Origin of the sequence: Georgenia sp. Z1344 (assembly GCF_049856295.1) — a bacterium.
GTDB lineage: Bacteria > Actinomycetota > Actinomycetes > Actinomycetales > Actinomycetaceae > JB111.
The window spans coordinates 1-21,218 of record NZ_JBNDMZ010000020.1; the positions used below are offsets into that span (position 1 = coordinate 1).

General features: G+C 73.2%; 17 protein-coding genes and 1 tRNA gene. 10 read left to right on the forward strand and 8 right to left on the reverse strand.

Annotated elements, in window-relative coordinates:
• Window positions 1-1,014: IS110 family transposase (locus tag ACPYO6_RS16285; protein ID WP_425715846.1), on the forward strand; the 1,014-nt coding region annotated here is incomplete at its 5' end.
• An 83-nt stretch (window positions 1,015-1,097) separates the two neighbouring features.
• Here the strand turns inward: ACPYO6_RS16285 and pknB are convergent.
• Genes pknB through ACPYO6_RS16320 form a run of 7 tightly spaced genes read right to left on the reverse strand, consistent with a single transcriptional unit; the run spans window position 1,098 to window position 10,032 of the window.
• Window positions 1,098-3,119, reverse strand: coding sequence for a Stk1 family PASTA domain-containing Ser/Thr kinase (gene pknB, locus ACPYO6_RS16290; RefSeq protein WP_425715847.1), 2,022 nt, complete (start codon window positions 3,117-3,119; stop codon window positions 1,098-1,100).
• The gene (locus ACPYO6_RS16295; protein ID WP_425715848.1) at window positions 3,112-4,089 is read right to left on the reverse strand and encodes a serine/threonine-protein kinase; all 978 of its coding nucleotides are present in this window, start codon (window positions 4,087-4,089) and stop codon (window positions 3,112-3,114) included. Before ACPYO6_RS16295 ends, pknB begins: the two co-directional genes overlap by 8 nt.
• Window positions 4,086-5,540, reverse strand: coding sequence for a peptidoglycan D,D-transpeptidase FtsI family protein (locus ACPYO6_RS16300; protein WP_425715849.1), 1,455 nt, complete (start codon window positions 5,538-5,540; stop codon window positions 4,086-4,088). Before ACPYO6_RS16300 ends, ACPYO6_RS16295 begins: the two co-directional genes overlap by 4 nt.
• On the reverse strand, window positions 5,537-7,489 hold the full coding sequence (locus tag ACPYO6_RS16305; RefSeq protein ID WP_425715850.1) for an FtsW/RodA/SpoVE family cell cycle protein: 1,953 nt from the start codon (window positions 7,487-7,489) through the stop codon (window positions 5,537-5,539). Before ACPYO6_RS16305 ends, ACPYO6_RS16300 begins: the two co-directional genes overlap by 4 nt.
• Before the next feature lie 22 nt (window positions 7,490-7,511).
• The gene (locus tag ACPYO6_RS16310) at window positions 7,512-8,843 is read right to left on the reverse strand and encodes a PP2C family protein-serine/threonine phosphatase (protein WP_425715851.1); all 1,332 of its coding nucleotides are present in this window, start codon (window positions 8,841-8,843) and stop codon (window positions 7,512-7,514) included.
• A 3-nt stretch (window positions 8,844-8,846) separates the two neighbouring features.
• Entirely contained in the window at window positions 8,847-9,329 is a 483-nt protein-coding gene (locus ACPYO6_RS16315; RefSeq protein ID WP_425715852.1) for an FHA domain-containing protein FhaB/FipA, read from the reverse strand.
• Between the two features lie 4 nt (window positions 9,330-9,333).
• Complete coding sequence (locus ACPYO6_RS16320) at window positions 9,334-10,032, reverse strand: FhaA domain-containing protein (protein ID WP_425715853.1); 699 nt, start codon at window positions 10,030-10,032, stop codon at window positions 9,334-9,336.
• 250 nt (window positions 10,033-10,282) lie between these two features.
• Between ACPYO6_RS16320 and ACPYO6_RS16325 the strand changes: the two genes are divergently transcribed.
• The 4 genes from ACPYO6_RS16325 (at window position 10,283) to ACPYO6_RS16340 (ending at window position 14,279) form a co-directional block, all read left to right on the forward strand.
• The gene (locus tag ACPYO6_RS16325; RefSeq protein ID WP_425715854.1) at window positions 10,283-12,751 is read left to right on the forward strand and encodes a phosphoketolase family protein; all 2,469 of its coding nucleotides are present in this window, start codon (window positions 10,283-10,285) and stop codon (window positions 12,749-12,751) included.
• Window positions 12,752-13,041: 290 nt separating this feature from the next.
• A tRNA-Leu gene (locus tag ACPYO6_RS16330) sits at window positions 13,042-13,125 on the forward strand.
• A 109-nt stretch (window positions 13,126-13,234) separates the two neighbouring features.
• On the forward strand, window positions 13,235-13,624 hold the full coding sequence (locus ACPYO6_RS16335) for an ankyrin repeat domain-containing protein (protein ID WP_425715855.1): 390 nt from the start codon (window positions 13,235-13,237) through the stop codon (window positions 13,622-13,624).
• A 55-nt stretch (window positions 13,625-13,679) separates the two neighbouring features.
• Entirely contained in the window at window positions 13,680-14,279 is a 600-nt protein-coding gene (locus ACPYO6_RS16340; RefSeq protein WP_425715856.1) for a hypothetical protein, read from the forward strand.
• 69 nt (window positions 14,280-14,348) lie between these two features.
• Here ACPYO6_RS16340 and ACPYO6_RS16345 read toward each other — a convergent pair whose 3' ends face one another.
• Window positions 14,349-15,359 carry a tetratricopeptide repeat protein gene (locus ACPYO6_RS16345; RefSeq protein WP_425715857.1) on the reverse strand — a complete coding sequence of 337 codons (1,011 nt, stop codon included), beginning with the start codon at window positions 15,357-15,359 and terminating at the stop codon, window positions 14,349-14,351.
• A gap of 172 nt (window positions 15,360-15,531) precedes the next feature.
• Here ACPYO6_RS16345 and solA point away from each other — a divergent pair, with 172 nt between their 5' ends.
• The 5 genes from solA (at window position 15,532) to ACPYO6_RS16370 (ending at window position 21,131) form a co-directional block, all read left to right on the forward strand.
• Window positions 15,532-16,758, forward strand: a complete 1,227-nt coding sequence (gene solA / locus ACPYO6_RS16350; RefSeq protein ID WP_425715858.1) for an N-methyl-L-tryptophan oxidase — start codon at window positions 15,532-15,534, stop codon at window positions 16,756-16,758.
• Between the two features lie 57 nt (window positions 16,759-16,815).
• Window positions 16,816-17,181 carry an ArsR/SmtB family transcription factor gene (locus ACPYO6_RS16355; protein ID WP_425715859.1) on the forward strand — a complete coding sequence of 122 codons (366 nt, stop codon included), beginning with the start codon at window positions 16,816-16,818 and terminating at the stop codon, window positions 17,179-17,181.
• A gap of 38 nt (window positions 17,182-17,219) precedes the next feature.
• A complete protein-coding gene (locus tag ACPYO6_RS16360; RefSeq protein ID WP_425715860.1) occupies window positions 17,220-18,440 on the forward strand; it encodes an MFS transporter in 1,221 nt (406 codons plus the stop codon).
• Between the two features lie 79 nt (window positions 18,441-18,519).
• On the forward strand, window positions 18,520-20,544 hold the full coding sequence (locus ACPYO6_RS16365) for an ABC1 kinase family protein (RefSeq protein WP_425715861.1): 2,025 nt from the start codon (window positions 18,520-18,522) through the stop codon (window positions 20,542-20,544).
• A gap of 47 nt (window positions 20,545-20,591) precedes the next feature.
• On the forward strand, window positions 20,592-21,131 hold the full coding sequence (locus ACPYO6_RS16370; RefSeq protein WP_425715862.1) for a DUF4442 domain-containing protein: 540 nt from the start codon (window positions 20,592-20,594) through the stop codon (window positions 21,129-21,131).
• Window positions 21,132-21,218: the final 87 nt, after the last annotated feature.

Below are 21,218 nucleotides of genomic sequence, written 5' to 3' on the forward strand. Positions count from 1 at the left end.
CAGACCCATTCGTTGGCGGTGCTGGCCGCCCGCGGCGAGCTGATCGATTCTGCCCAGTTCCCGACCACGCCTGCGGGCATGGCCCGCGCGATCGCCTGGGCCGCTCGCCGCACCGGGGCCGATATGGCCGCGTTGTGGGTCATCGAGGGCGCCGCGTCCTACGGCGCGACCCTGGCCGGCGTTGTCCAGGACGCCGGCTATCAGGTCGTGGAGGCCGCGCGGATGAACCCGCGCGGGAACCGGGGCGTGGGTAAGTCCGATGCCCTGGATGCCTACCGCATCGCGGCCGCCGTCCTCCCGCTTCAGGTCAGCCGGCTGCGGCACCTCCGCGCCGCTAGTGGGGTCCGGGCCGCGCTGCGGGTCCTGCTCACCGCCCGCGAGCAGATGAACAGCGAACGTACCGCGGCCACGAACGCGCTGACCGCGCTGCTGCGCGTCAGCGACCTGGGTATCGATGCGCGCCGGGCCCCGGGCAAGAAGGTGATCGCCATGATCAGCCGGTGGCGCGAGCGCGATGAGGACATCGCCACCGCGACCGCCCGCAGCGAGGCCGTCCGCCTGGCCGCCCAGATCCTGGCCCTGGACGTCGAGCTCGCCACGAACAAGAAGCGCATCACCGTTCTGGTCAAGTCCAGCCTGGCCGCGCCGCTGCTCGAGATGCATGGTGTCGGGCCGATCACCGCGGCCGTGTCACTGACCGTGTTCTCCCACCCGGGCCGGTTGCGTTCCGAGGCCGCGTTCGCGGCCCTGGCCGGGGTCAGCCCGATCCCGGCCTCCTCGGGCAACACCGTGCGACACCGCCTCAACCGCGGGGGCGACCGGCAACTCAACCGCGTCCTGCATACCGCGGTCGTGACCCGGATGAGTCACGACCCCGAGACCCGCGCCTACGTCGAACGCCGCGCCGGCGAGCACCGCACCAAGGCCGAGATCCGCCGCTGCCTCAAGCGCTACCTCGCCCGCCGCATCTACCGCACCCTCAACAGCACCCCCGAACCCACCATGGCCGCTTGACGAAACATAGAAGGATCAATCTCGGTGAGTACGAACCGCAATCTCGACGTGCACCAACCGCAATCTCGACGACGGGGTTGGGGTCAGCCCTCGTCGGTGGGGGACTCCGACGGCGGCTCCGTCGTCGTCGGCTCCTCGGTCTCCTCGGGACCGCGGGAGATCGTCACGTCGACCCGGGTGTCCTGGGGGATGAGCCCGTTGTGCGACTGGCTGATGACCTCCCCGTCGGGCACGTCGTCGGAGAACTCCTCGGTGAACTGGGAGCTGAGATCGAGGTCCCCGAGGATCGTCTCCGCCTCCTCACGGGACAGGCCCGTGAGGTCCTGGAGCTCGACGTTGCCGGACGCGAGGAAGAGGGTGACCTCCGTGTCGCGCGGCACCGACGTGTCGGCAGCGGGGTCGGTGCGCAGCGCATGGTCGGCCGCGGCCCCGGGCTCGTCGACGGTCCGCGTGTTGCCGACGCTGAGCCCGGCCTCCTGGAGGATGTTGCGCGCGTCCTCCTGGCTGAGCCCGGACACGTCGGGGATCAGCACGTCGCCGGGGCCGGCGGACAGGACGATCTCCACGGTGCTCCCGCGGGGCGTGGAGTCGCCGGGTGCCGGGGTCGAGCTGAGGAACAGGTCGGCCTCGACCTCGTCGTCGTTCTGCAGCTCGACGAACTCGGGCTGGAGCTCGACCTCCTGCAGGGCCTCGACGATCTCGGCGCGGTCGAGACCCTCGAGGTCGGGCACCGTGACCTCCTCCGGTCCGGAGGACAGGACGATGTCGACGGCGCTGCCGGACTCGACCGAGGTCCCGGTCTCCGGGCTGGCGCTGAGGAAGAGGCCCTCCTCGACCTCGTCGGACGGCTCCGGGTCGAGGAAGTTGGGGACGAGGTCCTGGTCGTCGAGCGCGGCGGTGATCCCGTCCTCGTCGAGCCCCTCGAGGTCGGGGATCTCGACCATGGTCACGGACGGTGTCGTCTCCTCGTCGCCACCGCCGTTGCCGGTGACGAGCAGGTAGGTGACGACGCCGCCCACCACGAGCAGCGCGGCCAGGAGGATCCACAGCCACGCCCAGGAGCGCTTCGGCTCGTCCTCGACGGGCTGCGGCGTGCGCCGGTAGGGCTCCGGCTCCCCGGCGGGGGCCGCGGCCACCCCGGCGGTCTTCGGGACCACGCGGGTGGGCTCGGCGGTGGCGACGGCCGCGCCCGCGCCGGCGGCGGCCCAGGCCGAGGTCGGCGGGGCGCTCACGTCGCTCCCGCGGGAGGCGGCGAGCAGGTCGCTGCGGAAGTGCGCGGCGTCGGCGTAGCGCTCGTCGCGGTCCTTGGCGAGGGCCTGCATGACGACCCGGTCGAGCGTCTCGGGGATGTCCGAGGCGATCGTCGAGGGGGTCGGCGGGATCTCCCGCACGTGCTGGTAGGCGACGGCGACGGCCGAGTCGCCCGAGAACGGCGGGCGCCCGGTGAGGAGCTCGAAGAGCAGGCAGCCCGTGGAGTAGAGGTCGGAGCGGGTGTCGACCACCTCGCCGCGCGCCTGCTCGGGGGAGAGGTACTGCGCCGTGCCCACGACGGAGTGGGGCTGCGTCATCGTGGCGAAGTTGTCCGAGAGCGCCCGGGCGATCCCGAAGTCCATCACCTTCACGTCCCCCGTGGGCGTGATCATGATGTTCCCGGGCTTGATGTCCCGGTGGACGATGCCCTCGCGGTGGCTGTACTCGAGCGCGTTGAGCACGCCGACCACGATCTCGACGGCCTCGCTGATCGGTACCGGGTCGCCGTCGCCGAGGAGCTCGCGGACCGTGTGGCCCTCGACGTACTCCATGACGATGAACGGGATGCGCCGCTCGTCGGTGCTGCCCGCGCCTACCACGTGCTCGCCGGTGTCGTAGACGGACACGATCGCGGGGTGGTTGAGCCCCGCCGAGGACTGCGCCTCGCGGCGGAACCTGGCGAGGAAGGAGGGGTCTCGCGCGAGGTCCGCGCGGAGCATCTTGATGGCCACCGTGCGCGAGAGCCGGGTGTCCCGGCCGACGTGCACCTCGGCCATCCCACCGCGCCCGATGAGGCCGCCGAGCTCGTACCGGTCCGCCAGCACGAGGGGTCCGTCGGTCCCGTGGTCACTCACGTGCGTCCTCCTTCGCGTTCTCCGCCCGGTCTCCCGCGGCGGGCGCGGTGCCGTCCACTCTACCGACGCCTCCGTCGGTCGCCCGACGAGGGCGTCGGATCTCGTTCAGCGCGTCGCGCAGCCGGCCGGCGGCGGCCGCGGCGGACGCCGGCCGGACGGCCGGGTCCTTCGCCAGCAGGTCCTGCACGACGGCGGCCAGAGGCTCGGGCGCGGCCGTCACCTCGGGCACGGGCTCGCCCACGTGGGCGAGCAGCACGTCGAGCGGTCGCTCGCCGCCGAAGGGCCGCTGACCGGTCAGCGCCTCGAAGGCGACGACCCCGACCGCGTACAGGTCGGCCGCGGGACTCGCGGTGCCGCCCCGCGCGAGCTCGGGCGCCAGGTAATCCGGGGTGCCCATCACCATGCCGGCGGACGTCATCGTCTCCTGCCCCACGGCGCGCGAGATCCCGAAGTCGGTGATCTTCACGGTGCCGCGCGTGGAGACGAGCACGTTCGCCGGCTTGACGTCCCGGTGGACGACCCCGGCGGCGTGCGCGGCCTGGAGGCCGTCGAGGACCTGGACGAGGATGCGGACGACCGAGCTCGGCGTCAGGCTGCCCTCGCGGGCGAGGATGTCCGCCAGGTCGTCGCCCACGACGAGCTCGTGGGTGAGGTAGGCGCCGCCGTCCGCCGCGCGGCCGTGGTCGAGGAGCGCGGCGATGTTGACGTGCCGCAGCCGGGCCGTGTTCTGGGACTCCTTGCGGAAGCGCTCGAGGAAGTGCGGCTGGGCGGCGAGGTCCGGCCGGAGGCACTTGATGGCCACCTGCCTCTCGAGCCGCCGGTCCCGCGCCACCCACACCTCGCCGGACCCGCCGGTGTTGAGGTGCACGGTCAGCTCGTAGCGGTCCACCACGAGGTCGCCGACCGCGAGGCGGGGCCCGGGGACGTCGCCCGGCTGCGGCGAGGGCGGGCGATGTGACTGGTCCGTCACTGGAGCACCGCCTCCATCACGGAGGCGGCGATCGGGGCCGCGATCTGCGCGCCGCCGACCCCCCAGCCCACGTTCCCGCCGTTCTCGACGATGACGGCGACCGCGACCTGGGGGTCGTCCGCCGGGGCGAAGCCGGTGTACCAGGCGTGCGGCGGCGTGTTCGCGTCGATCTCGGCGGAGCCCGTCTTGCCGGCCACGCTCACCCCGGGGATCGCGCCCGGGTTCGAGCTGCCCTGCTCGACGACGTCGATCATCATCGACGTCATCTCCTCGGCCGTGCGCTCGGAGATCGGCTCCGAGAAGACCTCCTCGTCGTGGGTGTCGACCTCCTCGAGGTCCGCCGTCAGGGTGCGCTGGACGAGGTAGGGGGTCATCAGCACGCCGTCGTTGGCGATCGCGGAGGACACCATCGCCATCTGCAGCGGGTGGGTGCGCACCGAGAACTGGCCGATCGAGGACTGGGCGAGCTCGGGCGGCGTCGCGTCCGCGGGGAAGCGGGACGGGGTCACGGGCAGCGGGACGGCGAGCTCCTGACCGAACCCGAACGCCTCCGCCTGCTCGTTGATCTCGTCCGTGCCCAGGTCGACCGCGCCGATGGCGAACGGCGTGTTGCAGCTCTGGACGAGCGCCTGCCGCAGGGTGGTGCTCCCCGACCCGTCGCCGCACGCGGCCTCGCCCGGGTTGTGCATGTAGGTCTGGGTCTGCGGCAGCTGGTACTCGGTCGGCGCCTCGACCATCGAGTCGGCCGTCAGCCCGTTCTCGACCATCGCGGCCGCCGTGACGAGCTTGAACGTGGAGCCCGGCGCGTACTGGTCGCCGCCGATCGCGCGGTTGAGCAGCGGCCGGTCCGGGTCGTTCGCGAGCTCGTCGTAGGCGGTCGTCGCCTCCTCGCGGACGTGGGAGGCCAGCGGGTTCGGGTCGAACGACGGCGAGGAGTACATCGCGAGGATCGCCCCGGTGCGGGGGTCGAGCGCGACGACGGCGCCGCGCTGGTCCCCGAGACCCTCGATGGCGGCCGCCTGCGCCGCGGGGTCGATCGTCAGCTCGAGGGCACCGCCGCGGGGCTGGTTGCCCGTGACGAGCGCCTGGATGCGGGCCACCAGCAGGCCCGGGTCGTTGCCGTTGAGGACCTCGTTCCCGGAGCGCTCGAGGCCCGTCATCGAGGAGTGCACCACGGAGAAGTAGCCGGTCAGGTGCGCGTACGCCGGACCCTGCTCGTAGCGCCGCAGGTAGTTGTACGCGTCGTCCACGGGCTCGGACGTGACGATGGGCGTGCCGGCCACGACGATCGGCCCGCGGTCCCGGCCGAACTCGCGGTAGAACGTGCGCACGTTGCGGCCGTCGGCGTTGAGGTCGCCCGCCTGGGCGAACTGCACGGTCGTCGCCGAGACCATGAGCGCGAGGAACATCAGCGCGATGACCACGGTGAGGCGTCGGATCTGGTCGTTCATCGCCGGTCCTCCTGCTCGCGCGGGTCGCTCCCGGTGTCGTCCTCGGTCTCGTCCTCGGGGAGGAGCGTGGCGCCGGGGTCGTCGGACCGGACGTCGTCCGCGGTCGGCCCGGCGGTCGGTGCCGCGTCCGCGTCGCGGCGGGCGGCGGCCACGGTCGGTCGTTCGTCGTCGTGCCCGGGTGTCCGAGAGGCACCGGCCACCGGCCGGTAGCCCGACCGCGGCGGGTCGCCGAGCGTGTCGCCGCTCTCGTCCTCGTCCGCGGCGTCGTCCCAGGCGTCACCGGTCGCCCGCCACCCGCCCTCGGAGCCTCCGCGGGGCGCCGGGGTGCCGCCGTCCGGGCCGGCTCCGTGGGAGTCCTCCTGCCCGGGTGTCGTCCAGCCGGGCTCCTCGATCGGCGGGGCCGGGGCGTCCCAGGCGGATCCCGCCGCCGCTCCGTCCGCGCCCGCGGTCCCGCTGCCGCCCGCCGCGTCGTCGGGGACGTCCCACACGGGTGCGGGTCCGCCCGCGGCGACGGCGCCCTGGGTGGCGGTCGCGTCGTGCCGGCCGGCGCCGGCGTAGGCCGGGGCGCGGGCGACGTCCGGGGAGGGCGCCGTCGACCCGACGCCGAGCGCGGCGACCGCGGAGGGGTCGGCGACCGGCGCCGGGCGGCGGCCGGCGTCGGAGACGCGCAGCAGGAGCGCGATGATCACCCAGTTCGCCACCAAGGAGGAGCCGCCGAGGGCGAGGAACGGGGTCGTCAGTCCCGTCAGCGGGATGAGCCGGGTCACCCCGCCGACGACGACGAACACCTGCAGCGCCATCGTGAACGCGAGGCCGGCGGCGAGGAGCTTGCCGAAGCCGTCACGAACGGCGATCGAGGCGCGCATGCCGCGCTGCACGACGATGAGGTAGATGAGCAGGATGGCGATGAGGCCGGTCAGGCCGAGCTCCTCGCCGAGCGAGGCCATGATGAAGTCGGACTCGGCGTAGGGCACGAGCTGCGGGTAGCCCAGGCCCCAGCCGGAGCCCATGAGGCCGCCGGACGCGAGGCCGAACAGGCCCTGGACGAGCTGGCCGGAGCCGCCCGGGCTGCGGGAGTACACGGCCGGGTCGAGCGCGTTGAGCCAGACGTCCACGCGGGCCCCGACGTGCGGGAACAGGGTCGCGGCCAGCATCGCGCCGCCGACCGCGAGGAGGCCGCCGAGGACCACCCAGCTGATGCGCTCCGTCGCGAGGTACATGAGGGCGACGAACATGCCGAAGAACAGGACGGCCGTACCGAGGTCGCGCTGGAGGACGAGGACCGCCATGCCGACGCCCCACGCGATGAGGATCGGGCCGAGGTCCCGGGGGCGGGGCAGGTGCATCCCGAGCACCTTCGGGCCCGCGAACGCCAGGTTGTCCCGGTTGGCCACGAGGTAGCCGGCGAAGAAGATCGCGAGCGCGATCTTGGCGACCTCGGCCGGCTGGAAGCTGAGCGGGCCGACGCCGATCCAGATGCGCGCGCCGTTGATGGTGCGGCCGAGCCCGGGGACCATCGGGAGCAGGAGCAGGACGATGCCGACGATCATCGACGTGTAGGTCAGGCCCCGCAGCGCGCGGTGGTCGCGGACGAGGAGCAGCACCGCGAGGCAGAGCCCGATGCCGATGCCCGTCCACATCAGCTGCCGGTCGACCGAGGCGGAGCCCTCCGCGATGTCGATGCGGTGGATCATCGTCAGCCCGATGCCGTTGAGCAGGACCACCGACGGGAGGATGACGGGGTCCGCGTACGGGGCGCGCCAGCGCACCACGAGGTGGGCGACGAGGGCCATCCCCGCGAAGATCCCGCCGCGGACGTGGAGGTCGGTCGGGAGTGCCTCGGTCGTGTTGAGGGCGACCTGGACGTACCCGAGCAGCACGAGCGCGACGGCGAGGGCCAGCAGGCCGAGCTCCGGCCACCGGCCCGACCGGGCGGACTGCTGACGCACGACCGCCATCAGACGGCGCCCCTCACGTGGTCCCGGTGCCGGACTCGCTGCCGGACTCGCTCGGGGACTCGCTGGACGACTCGCTCGGCGACTCGCTGGGCGACTCCTCCGGCGGCTCCTCGGGCACGACGGACTCGCGCAGGTTCTCGACGACGTCCCGGGCCCCGGCCAGCGAGCCGCGGGTGATGGGGGAGTCGAGGCGCTGCTGGGCCAGCGGCGTGAGGTCGTCGACGCGCAGGTCGGTGCGCTCGTGCAGGTCGGAGAAGCCGAGCGGCCCGATGTGCTGGGGGATGCCCCGGTAGATCGCCACGTGGTCGCCCGAGGGCGCGACGAAGTACTGCTGCTGCGTCCACGTCCAGCCGGCGAACGCGCCCGCGCCGAGGAGGACGAGGCCGGCGACGACGCTGAGCAGGACGCGCGGCAGCCGGCGTCGGCGCGGGGTGTCCGGCTCGTCGCCGTCGGGCCCGAGGAGGGCGGCCGCGCGCTCGGCGGACGAGGCACCGGCACCCGTCGCCGCGGTGGTGCCGGTCCCGGTACCGTTCGTCGTCCCGGTGCCCGGTCGCTGCGTGGGGCGCTCGGCTGCGGAGCCCACGACCTGGGGGTCGGCGGACGGAAGGTGGGGGGCGTCGGCCGTGGCGAGGAAGTCGGAGACCACGCAGGTGACGTTGTCCGGCGCCCCGGCGCGCAGCGAGAGGTCGACGAGCGCCTGGGCGGCGGCTCCCGGGTCCTCGGTGTCCCGCAGGGTCTCGGCGATCGTGTCCTTCGAGACCACCCCGAACAGGCCGTCCGAGCACAGCAGCCACCGGTCACCGGGTCGGGCCTCGCGCATCGACTCGTCGAGGTCGACCTCGCCGTCGGTGTCGCCGAGCGCGCGCAGGATCATGTTGCGCTGCGGGTGGCGCTCGGCCTCCTCCAGGGTGAGGCGGCCGGTGGAGACGAGGTACTGGACGAACGTGTGGTCGGTCGTGATCTGGGTGAGCTCGCCGTCGCGCAGGAGGTAGGCGCGCGAGTCGCCGATGTGCACCATCGCGAGCTTGGTGCCCGTGCGCAGCATGGCGATGCACGTGGTGCCCAGACCGGCGAGGTCGGGGTCCGCCGTCGAACGGGCCACGAGGTCGGCGTGCGCGTCCGCCACCGCGCCACGGAGGAGGCCGAGGAGCTCGTCGGCCCCGTGCTCGTCGTCGAGCGGTGCGAGGTGGGCCACCGCGACGGAGCTCGCGATGTCGCCGCCCGCGGGCCCGCCCATGCCGTCCGCGAGGACGAGCAGATGCTCCCCGGCGTAGCCGGAGTCCTGGTTGCTCGAGCGCAGCAGCCCGACGTCGGAGCGGGCGGCGAAGCGGGTGACGATGGGCATCCGCTACCGCCTCAGCTCGATGACGGTCTGACCGATGCGCACCGGGACGCCGGCGGGCACCTGGATCGCCGTGCCGATCCGCTGGCCGGCCACGGTCGTGCCGTTCGTGGAGCCGAGGTCCTCGAGGAACCACTTGCCGTCCCGCGGGAAGAACCGGGCGTGGCGCGAGGAGGCGTAGTCGTCCTCGAGGACGAGCGTGCACGACTCGGCGCGCCCCACGAGGATCGCGGAGCGGGACAGGGGGACCGACGTGCCGGTGAGCGGCCCCTCGGTGACGATGAGCCGGGTCGGGACGTCCCGGCCGGCCGACGGCCGGCCGGGGCCACCGGCGGACCGACCGGTGCGGGAGGGCCGGCCGCGCACGGGGCGGGGCGAGACGCGGGTCCCGAAGATGTCGTTGCGCAGCACGAGCACGGCGAGCAGCACGAACAACCAGAGTCCGGCCAGGTAGCCCACGCGCAGGAGCGTGACGACGAGCTCGTTCACGCGCTCAGACCTCGTCCTCGCCGGTCCAGAACATGATCCGCGAACGACCGAGCGTGATCGTGTTGCCGTCGACCAGCGTGGCGGCGGTGATGCGGTGCCCCTCGACGAACGTGCCGTTGGTCGACCCGAGGTCGGTGGCGATGACGGCCTGCGGCGTCACGGAGATCTCGAGGTGCTTGCGGGAGACCCCGGAGTCGTCGAGCACGATGTCGGACTCCGAGCCGCGGCCGAGGACCGTGACCGGACCGGTGAGGAGATAGCGGCGTCCGTCGATGTCGAGGATCGGGTGCGCCGCGGTGGCCGTCGCGGCGGCCGCGGGCGCCACCGCGCCGCGCCGCGTGGCGGAGCGGACCTGGATGCGCCCGGTGCTCAGCGAGTCGTTGACGACGAAGTCGATGTCCACCGGGCCGACGAAGCTGTAGGACTGCGAGGTGGCGTGCTCGGTCGCGGCCGCCGTCATCTCTCCGGCCAGCGCGTCGTGCCCCCACTCCTGGACGCGCGCCAGGTCGTTCGGGGCGAGCTCGACGTGGAACTCGTTCGGGGCGACCGTGCGGTCGCGGGTCAGCGTGGCTGCCCGCTCGTCCATCTCCCGCCGCACCGCCGAGGCGATCTCGACGGGCTTGACCTCCGAGCGGAAGGCCTTGGAGAACGCCGTGGACACCACGTTCTCCACGCCCTTCTCGAAGCGGTCGAGGATGCCCATCGGTGCGGTGCTCCTTGCTGGTGGTCCGGGCCGCGCCGGGAGGGCCGGGCGGTGTACGGGCACGTTGCCTCAGGAGATGGTAACGACCCGCGGCCGCGGAACGGGACGGCGCCCCGGACAGGCCCGCCGCGATCCGGACCGGACAGGTGACGCGCGGGCGCCGACGCGGGTGCCCCCGTGGCCAGGACCGATGTCGGACATAGCGGGCGTGGGGGTGGCGGGGACCGGGCGGAGGGACCACGCTTGAGGCATGGATCTCCACGCCGGAACCGGGACCGAAGCACGAGAGACCGAGAGCTACCGACTGGACGACGCGACCGTCGAGGCTGTCGACGCCTGGTGGCGGGCGTCGAACTACCTGGCCGTCGGCCAGATCTACCTCATGCGCAACGCGTTGCTGCGGCGGCCGCTCGAGGAGGGGGACATCAAACCCCGCCTGCTCGGCCACTGGGGCACCTCGCCGGGCCAGAACTTCCTCTACGCGCACCTCAACCACCAGATCATCGAGCGGGACCTCGACGCGATCTATCTCAGCGGCCCCGGGCACGGCGGCCCCTCGCTCGTGGCGGCCGCCTGGCTCGAGGGCACGTACTCCGAGGTCTACTCGCACGTGGGGCCGGACGAGCGCGGCGTCGACGAGCTCTTCCGCCAGTTCTCGTTCCCCGGCGGCGTCCCCAGCCACGTAGCGCCCGAGACGCCCGGGTCGATCCACGAGGGCGGCGAGCTCGGCTACGTCCTCTCCCACGCCTACGGCGCGGCCTTCGACAACCCGGGCACCATCGCCGTCGCGGTCATCGGCGACGGCGAGGCCGAGACCGGGCCCCTGGCCACCGGCTGGCACGGCAACAAGTTCCTCGACCCCACGGTCGACGGCACCGTGCTCCCGATCCTCCACCTCAACGGGTACAAGATCGCCAACCCCACGATCTTCGACCGCATGCCCGAGGGTGAGCTCGAGTCCCTGATGGTCGGGTACGGACACAAGCCGTACTTCTTCGAGGGCGGGTTCGACGACGAGGACGTCGCGCAGACGCACCGTCGCTTCGCCGCCCTGCTCGCCGAGGTGCTCGACGAGATCGCGGACATCCGGGCCCGCGCCGCCGACGGCACCCTCGAGGACCGGCCGCGGTGGCCGATGATCGTCTTCCGCACCCCGAAGGGATGGACGGGCCCGAAGGAGATCGACGGGCAGCCCGTCGAGGGCACGTGGCGCAGCCACCAGGTGCCGATGAACCACGTGCGCGGCAACGCCGAGTACACGCGGATGCTCGAGGAGTGGATGCGCAGCTACCGGCCCGAGGAGCTGTTCGACGACGAGGGTCGCATCGTCGACGTCGTCGCGCGCAACAACCCCTCCGGAGAGCGCCGGATGAGCGCGAACCCCCACGCCAACGGCGGGACCCTCACGCGGGACCTCGACCTGCCCGACTTCCGGGACCACGCCGTCGACGTGCCCGCGCCCGGCGGGACGATGGGCGAGGCGACCCGCACGCTCGGGAGCTGGCTCGCCGGCGTGGTCGACCGCAACCGCACGAACTTCCGCGTCTTCGGCCCGGACGAGACGGCGTCGAACCGCCTGAACGCCACCGTCGACGTGGCCGGCAAGGCATGGCAGGGCGAGATCGTCGGGACCGACGTCGACCTGTCCCGCTCCGGACGCGTGATGGAGGTGCTCTCGGAGCACCAGGTGCAGGGCTGGCTCGAGGGCTACCTGCTCACCGGCCGCCACGGCGTGCTCAACAGCTACGAGGCGTTCGTCCACATCGTCGACTCGATGTTCAACCAGCACGCCAAGTGGCTGGACGCGAGCAACGACATCCCGTGGCGCGTGCCGATCCCGTCGCTCAACTACCTGCTGTCCTCGCACGTGTGGCGCCAGGACCACAATGGGTTCTCCCACCAGGACCCCGGGTTCCTCGACGTCGTGATGAACAAGACCGCCGACGTCACCCGCATCTACCTGCCGCCGGACGCCAACACCCTGCTGTCGACGTTCGACCACGTGCTGCGCAGCAAGGGGTACGTCAACGTCGTCGTGGCCGGGAAGCAGCCCAACCCCCAGTGGCTGACGATGGACGAGGCCGTGCTGCACTGCGCGCGCGGCATCGGCATCTGGGACTGGGCCGGGACCGAGGTGCGGGGCGAGAAGCCGGACGTCGTCATCGGCTGCGCCGGCGACATCCCCACGATGGAGGCCATCGCGGCCGCCGGGGTGCTCGCGGAGCATCTGCCCGACCTGCGGATCCGCGTGGTCAACGTGGTCGACCTCATGCGGCTGCAGGACGAGCGGGAGCACCCGCACGGGATGAGCCACCGGGACTTCGACGCCCTGTTCACCACCGACCGCCCGGTGATCTTCGCGTTCCACGGCTACCCGGCGCTCGTCCACCGCCTCACCTACCGGCGGACGAACCACGGCAACATCCACGTCCGTGGGTTCAAGGAGGAGGGCAGCACGACGACCCCCTTCAACATGCTGATGGTCAACGACCTCGACCGGTATCGGCTCGCCGTCGACGTCATCGACCGCGTGCCCGGTCTGGCCGAGCGCGCGGCGGTCCTGCGCCAGGAGCTGCTCGACACCCGGGTCCGCGCGCGCAACTACGCGCGGACCCACGGCGAGGACCTCCCGGAGGTCGCGGAGTGGAGGTTCACGAACAGCCGCGGCGAGGACGTGCGGCTCGGCTCGACCGACGACACGGGCGGCGACAACGCTTGACCTCCCGCTCTCGTCGAGACTGCGGTTGGTGCCCGTCGAGATTGCGGTTGGGAGCCCGCCTCCGTGTCGAGAGTGCGGCTCAGGTCGAGCTCATCGAGATTGAGGTTCGTCGTCGGGAGGTCGCGGTCCACGGTCGAGAGTGCGGCTGACGCCCCGCGCACGGGGCTGAACCGGCGCGGACCTGCGCAACCGGTGTGCGGGATCACGCCCGTGGACGCCCGGATGCCCGGGCGTCCACGGGAACCGGGGTGATAGTCTCCTCTACGCTGTTTGCCGCAGTCGAGCGGCTCGCGCGAGTGGCGGAATTGGCAGACGCGCACGGTTCAGGTCCGTGTGCCCGAAAGGGCGTGGGGGTTCAAGTCCCCCTTCGCGCACAGTGTGATGTCCCAGGACATCGTGAGCGGCTGAACCCCCGGTAACGGGGGTTCAGCCGTTTTCCGTCCTGCCGACGGCCCCGGGGGCCGCCGCCTCTACGCTCACCACATGACGGACAGCCACGACGCCCCCGACGACGCCGTCGAGCTCGCCCACCAGCTCCTCGACCTCGCGCGTCGGGGCGAGACCGAGCGCCTCACCGCCTACGTCGACGCCGGCGCCCCGGTCGACCTCGCAGGGGCGGACGGCAACACGCTCCTCATGCTCGCGGCCTACCACGGGCACGCGGACCTCGTCGGGGCGCTCGCCGAGCGCGGCGCCGACGTCGACCGGCTCAACTCCCGCTTCCAGTCCCCGCTCGCCGGCGCGATCTTCAAGGGGGAGGCCGACGTCGTCACCACCCTGCTCGAGGCAGGGGCCGATCCCGACGCCGGGCAGCCCTCGGCGCGGGGCACCGCCGAGTACTTCGGCCGCACGGACCTCCTTCCGCCCGTCTGACGCCCACTGCTCGGAGTGGACTGCCGACGCCGACGCGCGCCCGTACCGTGGCGCCATGTCCTGGAACACCACGATCGCCGTCGTCGAGGGTGCTCAGCCGGCCGAGCTCGAACGGGCCGGCCTTCAGCCCCGGGAGGGCAGCGTCCTCGCCGACTTCGCCCTCGGCGGCCGCCCGGACGACGTCGGCCACCCGGGCGCCGTGTTCGCCGGTTCCGTGCCCGGCGGAACGGTGGTGCTCGGCGACCTGATGGACGTGCTCGAGCTGGCTCCCACCCTCGCGCCGGCACTCGGCCGCACTGTCCGGCTCGCGGTGTTCGGCGGGACCTCGGACAGTTACCTGTGGCAGGTGATCACGCCGGAGGGGCCGGTCCGCGAGCTGCGCTCGCAGTCGGGGGAGACCGACGCCGACGACGGCCAGCCCGACCCCGCGGAGGCAGCCTCCGGTCTCGGGGTGCTCTCCGAGGACACCCTCATCGCGCTCCTCGAACGGACGACGGGCGTCACCTTCGACGACGCCCTCCTCGAGACTCCGACGACGCCGTACGTCCGCTTCGGACCGGACACCGCACCGTCGGGCCCGTCCGCGGCGCCGGGCCTGACCGCGTCCGCGCCCCGCCGCCGCAGCCTCCTCGACCGGATCCTTGGCCGCGGCTGACGTCATCCCGTCCGACGAACAGCCGCCCGACGTCGGCTGAGGACCGCCCCGACGCCGCTGCTTCGGTGGCTACCGGTAGCCGTCCTCCTCCTCCGCCATGACCTGCATCGCCTCGAGCGCCGCGTTCTCCTCGACGATCTCGGCCGCACCCGCGGCCCGGGCGTCCGCGATCTCGGCCTCGTCGTCCCGTCCGAGGGCACGCAGGGCGTCGGCGAGCCCGATGGCGAGGCTCTGCTCGACGTCGGCGTAGTCCTCATCGCCCTCCCCGACGAGGTCGAGCCCCTCCACGTAGGTGTCGACGGCCTCCTCGTGGCGCCCCTGGGTGTCCAGCGCCGAGGCCAGTCCGTCGAGCGCCCGGGCGAGGAGGTCGGTGGCCTCCTCGTCGGCGCGGAGCCGCTCGAGCACGGACCGGTAGATGCGTTCGGCCTCGACAGGGCGCCCCGTGCTCTCGTGGAGCTCCCCGATGTCGTCGACCACCATGAACTCCTCCCACAGCAGCTCCGGGTCGCCGCTCAACAGATCCCGGGCCTCCTCGAGCCGGGGCAGCGCGGCCTCGGGGTCGTCGAGCCCGGCGAGCGTCCGGCCGATCTGCTGGATGACGTGGGCGCGTTCGTTGATCGTCGTCGGGCCGTCGTCCCAGGCGGCGAGCGCGCGCCGGTAGGCGGGCAGCGCGGCGCGGGGAGAATCGGTGGCGCGGTGGAGGTCCCCGAGCAGGCGCCAGGCCCGGCCCAGCTCCTTGGCCGGGCCGCCCGCCGCCTTGAACGCCGCGATGGCGCGGGCGACCGACCCGCGCGCCTCGTCGAGGTCGCCGTCCCTGTGGTGGAACCGGGCGAGCGCCAGCCACGCCGTGCCTTCCGCGGCGCCCGCGTCCTCCGTGTCCGCCCGTGCGGCCGCGAGGTTGGCCTCGTGCTCGGCGAGCTGGACGTCCCGGGGGAGTGCCATCAGGCGGAGGAGCTCTTGGAGCTCCTCGTTCTCCTTCCGGAGCACCTCGCTCTTGCGCCGCAGCGCGTCTGAGTCATCCTCCGCGGCGATCGCGGCGCGTGCGTGATCGTCGTCGGTGGTCGATGGATCCTCGTGCACGTCGCCTCCGGCTGTCGGTCGAGCGGTCTCGTCGGTCGAGCGGTCAGGTCAGGCGGGTCACCCACGCGTGTGAGCGCAGCCCGCCGGCGGGCCCGCTGCCCCGCCCGTCTCCCATCGTGGTCCCCGGGCGGCCGGCGGACAACGCGGATCCCCAGGGTGGAACACTCGGCCCGTGTCCACACCCCCCGAGCACCCGGACTCCGCCCGCGCGGCCGAGCCGGACGCAGCCGTCACGCGCACCGACGTCGCCGTCGTCGGCCTCGGAGCCTGGGGCTCGCAGGCGCTGTGGCGGCTCGCGGAGCGGGGTGTCGACGTCGTCGGGGTCGAGCAGTTCGACGTCGGGCACGCCCTCGGCTCGACCCACGGCACCACCCGCCTGTTCCGCGAGCTGTGCCTGGAGCACCCCTGCCTCACTCCGGTGGCCGGCCGCGCCCGCGAGCTGTGGCGCGAGCTCGAGAACGTGACCGGGACCGAGCTCCTGCGGCTCACGGGAGGCGTCATGGCGGGACCGCCGGACGGTCGCGTCGTCACCGGCGTCGCGTCCGCCGCCGACGCCGCCGGCCACCGTGTCGAGCAACTCGGTGCCGTCGAGGCCAGGGACCGGTTCCGCGTCCTGCGCCAGCTGCCCGACCACCACGTCGCGCTCCTCGACCCGGCCGCCGGCCTCGCGCGCCCGGAGGACGGGGTGCGGGCCGCGGTCGCCGCCGCCACGGCCGCCGGCGCACGAGTGGCGCGCGCCCGTGTCGACGGGATCGACGAGTCAGGGTCCGGCGTCGTCGTCCGCCTGGCAGGCGGGGGACGGATCGAGGCGAGCCAGGTGGTCGTCGCCGCCGGCGCCTGGACGTCGCGGCTGGTGGACCTCGATCTGCGCCCCCGCCGCGTCCCCATGTTCTGGTTCGACGGCCGCGACTCCGAGGACCTCGTGCCGGGCGGGATCCTCGACCTCGACCGGTTCCCGGTCATCATCCGCGAGCTCGACGACGGGCGGTGCATCTGGGGTCATGGCGCCTCACGGCCGGGGGAGCGGGGCGGGTTCTCCGTCAAGCTCGGCCTCGACGACGACGGGACCGACGGCCTCGGCTTCTCGGACGCCGACCCGGACCACCTCGACCGTTCGATCGACCTGCGCCGGGATGCCGCGGCGCTCGCCGACGCGGTCGCGACCGCCTACCCGGACGTGGACCCGACGCCGCTGTCCGGTGTCGCCTGCATGTACACGCGCTCGGCCGACGGCAACTTCCACGTCGGCCGCGTGCCCGGCCGCGACCGGGTGCTCGTCGCGGCCGGCGACTCCGGGCACGGGCACAAGCACGCTCCGGGGGTGGGGGAGCTCCTCGCCCAGGAGGCCGTGGGGGAGGGCCCGTTCGCCGACGTCGGGTTCATGCGCGTCCGTCGGTAGTCCACGACGAGGCGCGGCCACCCACCGGCACCCCACCCAAAATGTTAATGTCCGCGTATGAATGCGGACAACAAAGCATGTGGGCTCGACCCGTCCTCGGAGTTCGTCGAGCTCGCGGCCGAGGTGATGGGCCTGCTCTCGGACCCGACCCGGGTCCGCATCGTGCTCGCCCTGCGCCGGTCCGAGGAGCTGGCGGTGGGCGCGCTGGCGGAGATCGTGGGCAAGAAGCCGTCCGCGGTCTCGCAGCACCTCGCGAGGCTGCGGATGGCACGGATGGTCACCACCCGGCCCGAGGGGACGAGCGTGCTCTACCGGCTCGCGGACGAGCACGCGGTGGCCCTCGTGGTCGAGGCGGTGCGGCAGGCGGAGCACGCGGTGGCCAACGGGCAGAACCCGCCCCACCACCACACGCCGACGCCGTAACCCCGGCGCCGTCCACCGCTCGCGGATCACGAGGTCCCATGCTCACCGTTCTGAGGAACCCCACCTACGCCAAGCTGTTCGTCGCGCAGGTCGTCGCGCTGCTCGGCACGGGCCTGCTCACCGTCGCCCTGGGCCTGCTCGCCTTCGACATCGTGGGCGGCGACGCCGGGGTCGTCATGGGTGTGGCAATGACGATCAAGATGATCGCCTACGTCGCCGTCTCTCCCGTCACCACGGCGCTCGCGGCACGCCTGCCCCGCAAGCCGGTGCTCGTGGGCGCCGACCTCGTCCGCGCCGGTGTCGCGATGTCCCTGCCGTTCGTCACCGAGGCGTGGCAGATCTACGTCCTCATCTTCCTCCTCCAGTCCGCCTCGGCGACCTTCACCCCGACCTTCCAGGCCGTCATCCCCTCGGTGCTGCCGGACGAGCGTGACTACACCCGCGCCCTCTCGCTCTCGCGCCTGGCCTACGACCTGGAGTCGCTGATCAGCCCGATGCTGGCCGCCGCGCTGCTGACGGTCATCACGTACAACAACCTGTTCGTCGGCACCGTGATCGGGTTCCTCGCCTCCGCCGTCCTCGTCGTCGCCTCGCGGTTCCCGCACATCGAGCCCCCCGAGCCCGCGCGGTTCTTCGACCGCCTCACCCGCGGGGTGCGGTCGTTCTGGGCGAGACCGGAGCTGCGCGGCCTCATGGGACTCAACCTCGTCGTCGCGACGACCACGGCGATGGTCATCGTCAACACCGTCGTGCTCGTCCAGGGCGACCTGGGCCGCACGCGGTCCGACGTCGCCCTGCTGCTCGCCGCCTACGGGGGCGGGTCGATGGTCGTGGCCCTGTGGATGCCCAGGCTCCTCGACACCCTGCCCGACCGCCGGGTGATGCTCACCGGCGGCATCGCCCTGCCCATCCTGCTGGCCGCCTCGGCCGGCGTGATCGGCGCGGAGGCGGTGGCCACTCAGTGGGTCGCGCTGCTCGTCCTGTGGTTCCTGCTCGGCGCGGCGACCTCGACGATCCTCACCCCCTCGGCCCGGCTGCTGCGCCGCAACAGTCACGAGGGCAACCGGCCCGCCGTGTTCGCGGCGCAGTTCTCCCTCTCGCACGCCTGCTTCCTGGTCACCTACCCGCTCGCCGGCACCCTGGGCGCCGCCATCGGCCTGCCTGCGGTCGCGCTCGTCCTCGTGGCCGTCGGCGTCGTCGGCGCCGTCCTGGCGCTGGTCACCTGGCGGTCCGACGTCCCGGTCGCCGTCGGCCGCTGAACGCTCACCCCCGCACGGGGGAGCGGACTCCCCCGACCGGTTGATCCCCGCCGCCCCACCGTCCGCCACACTGTCGGTCATGGTGCAGTCCGCGCTCGGGTTCGTCCTCGTCGTCGCCACGGCGGTGGTCAACGCCCTGATCGTCGCCGTCGTCGCGCGCCGGCTGCTCGGCGCACCGGTGGGCTGGCCGCGCACGATCATCGTCGCGCTCATCGGCAACACCGCCGCCGCGGCGCTCCTCAACCGCGTGCTCGAGGGACTGCACATCGGCACGGACCAGCCCCTCGCCGGCGCGGCGGACCCGCTGCCGCTGACGGTCATCGTCGTGCTCGGCGCCGCCTGGGTCCTCGTCCTGGAGATCATGGTCCTCGCCGTGCTCGAGGCCGTCGTCCCGACCGGCGCGCTCCCGTCCCCGATCGCGTTCGTCCGGGGGACGCCCGCCCGGTTCCGCCGCGCGCGCCGCTACGCCGAGGTCGTCCAGATCGCGGCCCGCCACGGGCTCGTCGCATGGTTGCGCCCCCGCATGCCCAGACGGAGCGACGACGCCGCCGCCCCGCACACCACCGCCCGGGCCCTGCGGCGGGCGCTCGAGGACGCCGGCGTCACGTTCGTCAAGCTCGGCCAGATGCTGTCCACGCGGCCGGACCTCGTGCCCGCCCCCGTCGTCGCCGAGCTCTCCCGCCTGCACTCCGACGTGCCTGCGCTCTCGTGGGAGGAGGTCCGCCCGGTGGTCGACGCCTCCCTCGGGCGCCCCCTGGAGGAGGTCTTCGCCCACGTCGACACGACCCCGCTCGCCGCCGCCTCGGTCGCCCAGGTGCACACCGCCCGCCTCCACGACGGATCCGACGTGGTCCTCAAGATCCAGCGCCCGGGTGCGCGCCAGCAGGTCACCGGCGACATGGACATCGTCCTGCGGCTCGCGGACCGGCTCGACCGCACCACCTCATGGGGCCGCAGCCTCGGCCTGCGCACGCTCGCCCGCGGGTTCGCCGACTCCCTCGACGAGGAGCTCGACTACCGGGTCGAGCTCGCCAACATGCAGGCGATGGCGGCGTCGACCACCACGGACCTCGTCCACGTCCCGCGCGCCCACCCGGAGATCAGCTCGCGCACCCTGCTCGTCATGGAGCGCATCGAGGGGGCGCCGTTGTCCTCGCCGCGCGCCGACGTCGACCGGCTCCGCCTCGACGAGCGGGACGCCCTGAGCCAGGCACTCGTCGGCACGATCCTGCGCCAGGTCCTCGTCACGGGCGTCTTCCACGCCGACCTCCATCCGGGCAACGTCATGCTGCGCCCCGACGGCACCCTCGGCCTCCTCGACCTCGGATCCGTGGGGCGCCTCGACTCCGGCTCGCGCGGCTCTCTCGGTCTCGTCCTCGCCGCCGTCGAGCGCGGGGACGCGATCGCCACGACCGACGCGCTCGTCGACCTCCTCGACCGCCCGCCGGGGCTGGACGACCGGGCGCTCGAGCGGGAGGTCGGGCAGCTCCTCACCCGCCTCGCCGTGCTGGACCCCGCCGGCTCGTCGGCCGTGTTCGCCGACCTGCTGAGCATCGTGCTGCGCCACCGGTTCACCGTCCCGCCGCAGCTGGCCGGGGCGTTCCGGGCGCTCGGCTCGCTCGAGGGCACGATCGCGCTCCTGCACAGCGAGGTCGACCTCGTCTCCGCCGCCCGCGCCGAGGGCCGCACGCTCTCCCGCGAGAAGCTGGGGCCGAACGCCGTCAAGGACGCCCTGCTCGGGCAGGTCGCGTCCGTCCTCCCGATGCTCCAACGCCTGCCGCGCCGCCTCAACCGGCTGACGGAGGACCTCGAGGCCGGCCGCTTCACGATGAACACCCGCGTGCTCGGCCACGAGGACGACCGCGCCTTCGTCACCGGCATCCTCCAGCAGCTCATCGTCGCGGTCCTCGCCGCCGCGCTCGGGCTCGCCGGCGCCCTGCTCATCAGCACCCCGGGCGGCCCCGACCTGGCCGAGGGCATCCGCATCCTGCCGGTCGTCGGAGCTGCGCTCCTCCTCTTCGCGTTCACCCTCGGTGCCCGCGTCCTCGTCCAGGTCTTCCTCGGGGACCAGGACCAGGCCCGACGTCGGAGCGAACGCCGCTAGCGCCCCACCGACCTGCGCCGGGCGCGCCTCCTGCGGGAGGATGACGCATGCCGTCGTTGCCGAAGCTGCCCACGTACGCCGACCTCGACCGGGCGCTGGGCTCGACGTTCGCGCTCAAGTGGGTGATGAACGTCTGGCCGCCCATGCTGTTCTCGGGCATCCGCATCACGCACATCTCCCCGGACGCGCGCGATGTGCGCGTGCGCCTGGCGAAGAACCCGCTGACCTCGAACTACGTCGGCACCCAGTTCGGCGGCTCGCTGTACGCGATGACCGACCCGTTCTGGATGCTGCTCGTGGGCCGTGCGCTCGGTCCCGGCTACACGGTGTGGGACAAGCGCGGCGAGATCGACTACCTCCGGCCCGGGCGGACCGCGGTCGAGGCCGAGTTCCGCGTGACCGACGAGCTCCTCGAGCAGATCCGGTCGGGTGCCGCCGACGGCGCTGCGCACCTGCACTGGCTGAGCACCGACGTCGTGGCCACCGACGGCACCGTGGTCGCCCGCGTCCGCAAGCAGCTGCACGTCCGGCTCAACCCCACATCGACGCTCCGTGAGCCGGAGGAGGCGGTGGCCCGCGACGTCTGAGCCCGCGGTCGGCGACGCTTGAGCCGGCGGTCCGCGACGCCTGAGCCGGCGGCCCCGCACTACCCTGGTCGCCACCCGTGCGGACGG

What these genes read in the sequence shown, in the direction of transcription:
- ACPYO6_RS16300 (WP_425715849.1), bottom strand. Translation starts at nt 5,540, where the DNA reads ATGAACGACCAGATCCGACGCCTCACCGTGGTCATCGCGCTGATGTTC.
- ACPYO6_RS16310 (WP_425715851.1), bottom strand. Translation starts at nt 8,843, where the DNA reads ATGCCCATCGTCACCCGCTTCGCCGCCCGCTCCGACGTCGGGCTGCTG.
- ACPYO6_RS16320 (WP_425715853.1), bottom strand. Translation starts at nt 10,032, where the DNA reads ATGGGCATCCTCGACCGCTTCGAGAAGGGCGTGGAGAACGTGGTGTCC.
- ACPYO6_RS16325 (WP_425715854.1), top strand. Translation starts at nt 10,283, where the DNA reads ATGGATCTCCACGCCGGAACCGGGACCGAAGCACGAGAGACCGAGAGC.
- ACPYO6_RS16335 (WP_425715855.1), top strand. Translation starts at nt 13,235, where the DNA reads ATGACGGACAGCCACGACGCCCCCGACGACGCCGTCGAGCTCGCCCAC.
- ACPYO6_RS16340 (WP_425715856.1), top strand. Translation starts at nt 13,680, where the DNA reads ATGTCCTGGAACACCACGATCGCCGTCGTCGAGGGTGCTCAGCCGGCC.
- ACPYO6_RS16355 (WP_425715859.1), top strand. Translation starts at nt 16,816, where the DNA reads ATGAATGCGGACAACAAAGCATGTGGGCTCGACCCGTCCTCGGAGTTC.
- ACPYO6_RS16360 (WP_425715860.1), top strand. Translation starts at nt 17,220, where the DNA reads ATGCTCACCGTTCTGAGGAACCCCACCTACGCCAAGCTGTTCGTCGCG.
- ACPYO6_RS16365 (WP_425715861.1), top strand. Translation starts at nt 18,520, where the DNA reads ATGGTGCAGTCCGCGCTCGGGTTCGTCCTCGTCGTCGCCACGGCGGTG.
- ACPYO6_RS16370 (WP_425715862.1), top strand. Translation starts at nt 20,592, where the DNA reads ATGCCGTCGTTGCCGAAGCTGCCCACGTACGCCGACCTCGACCGGGCG.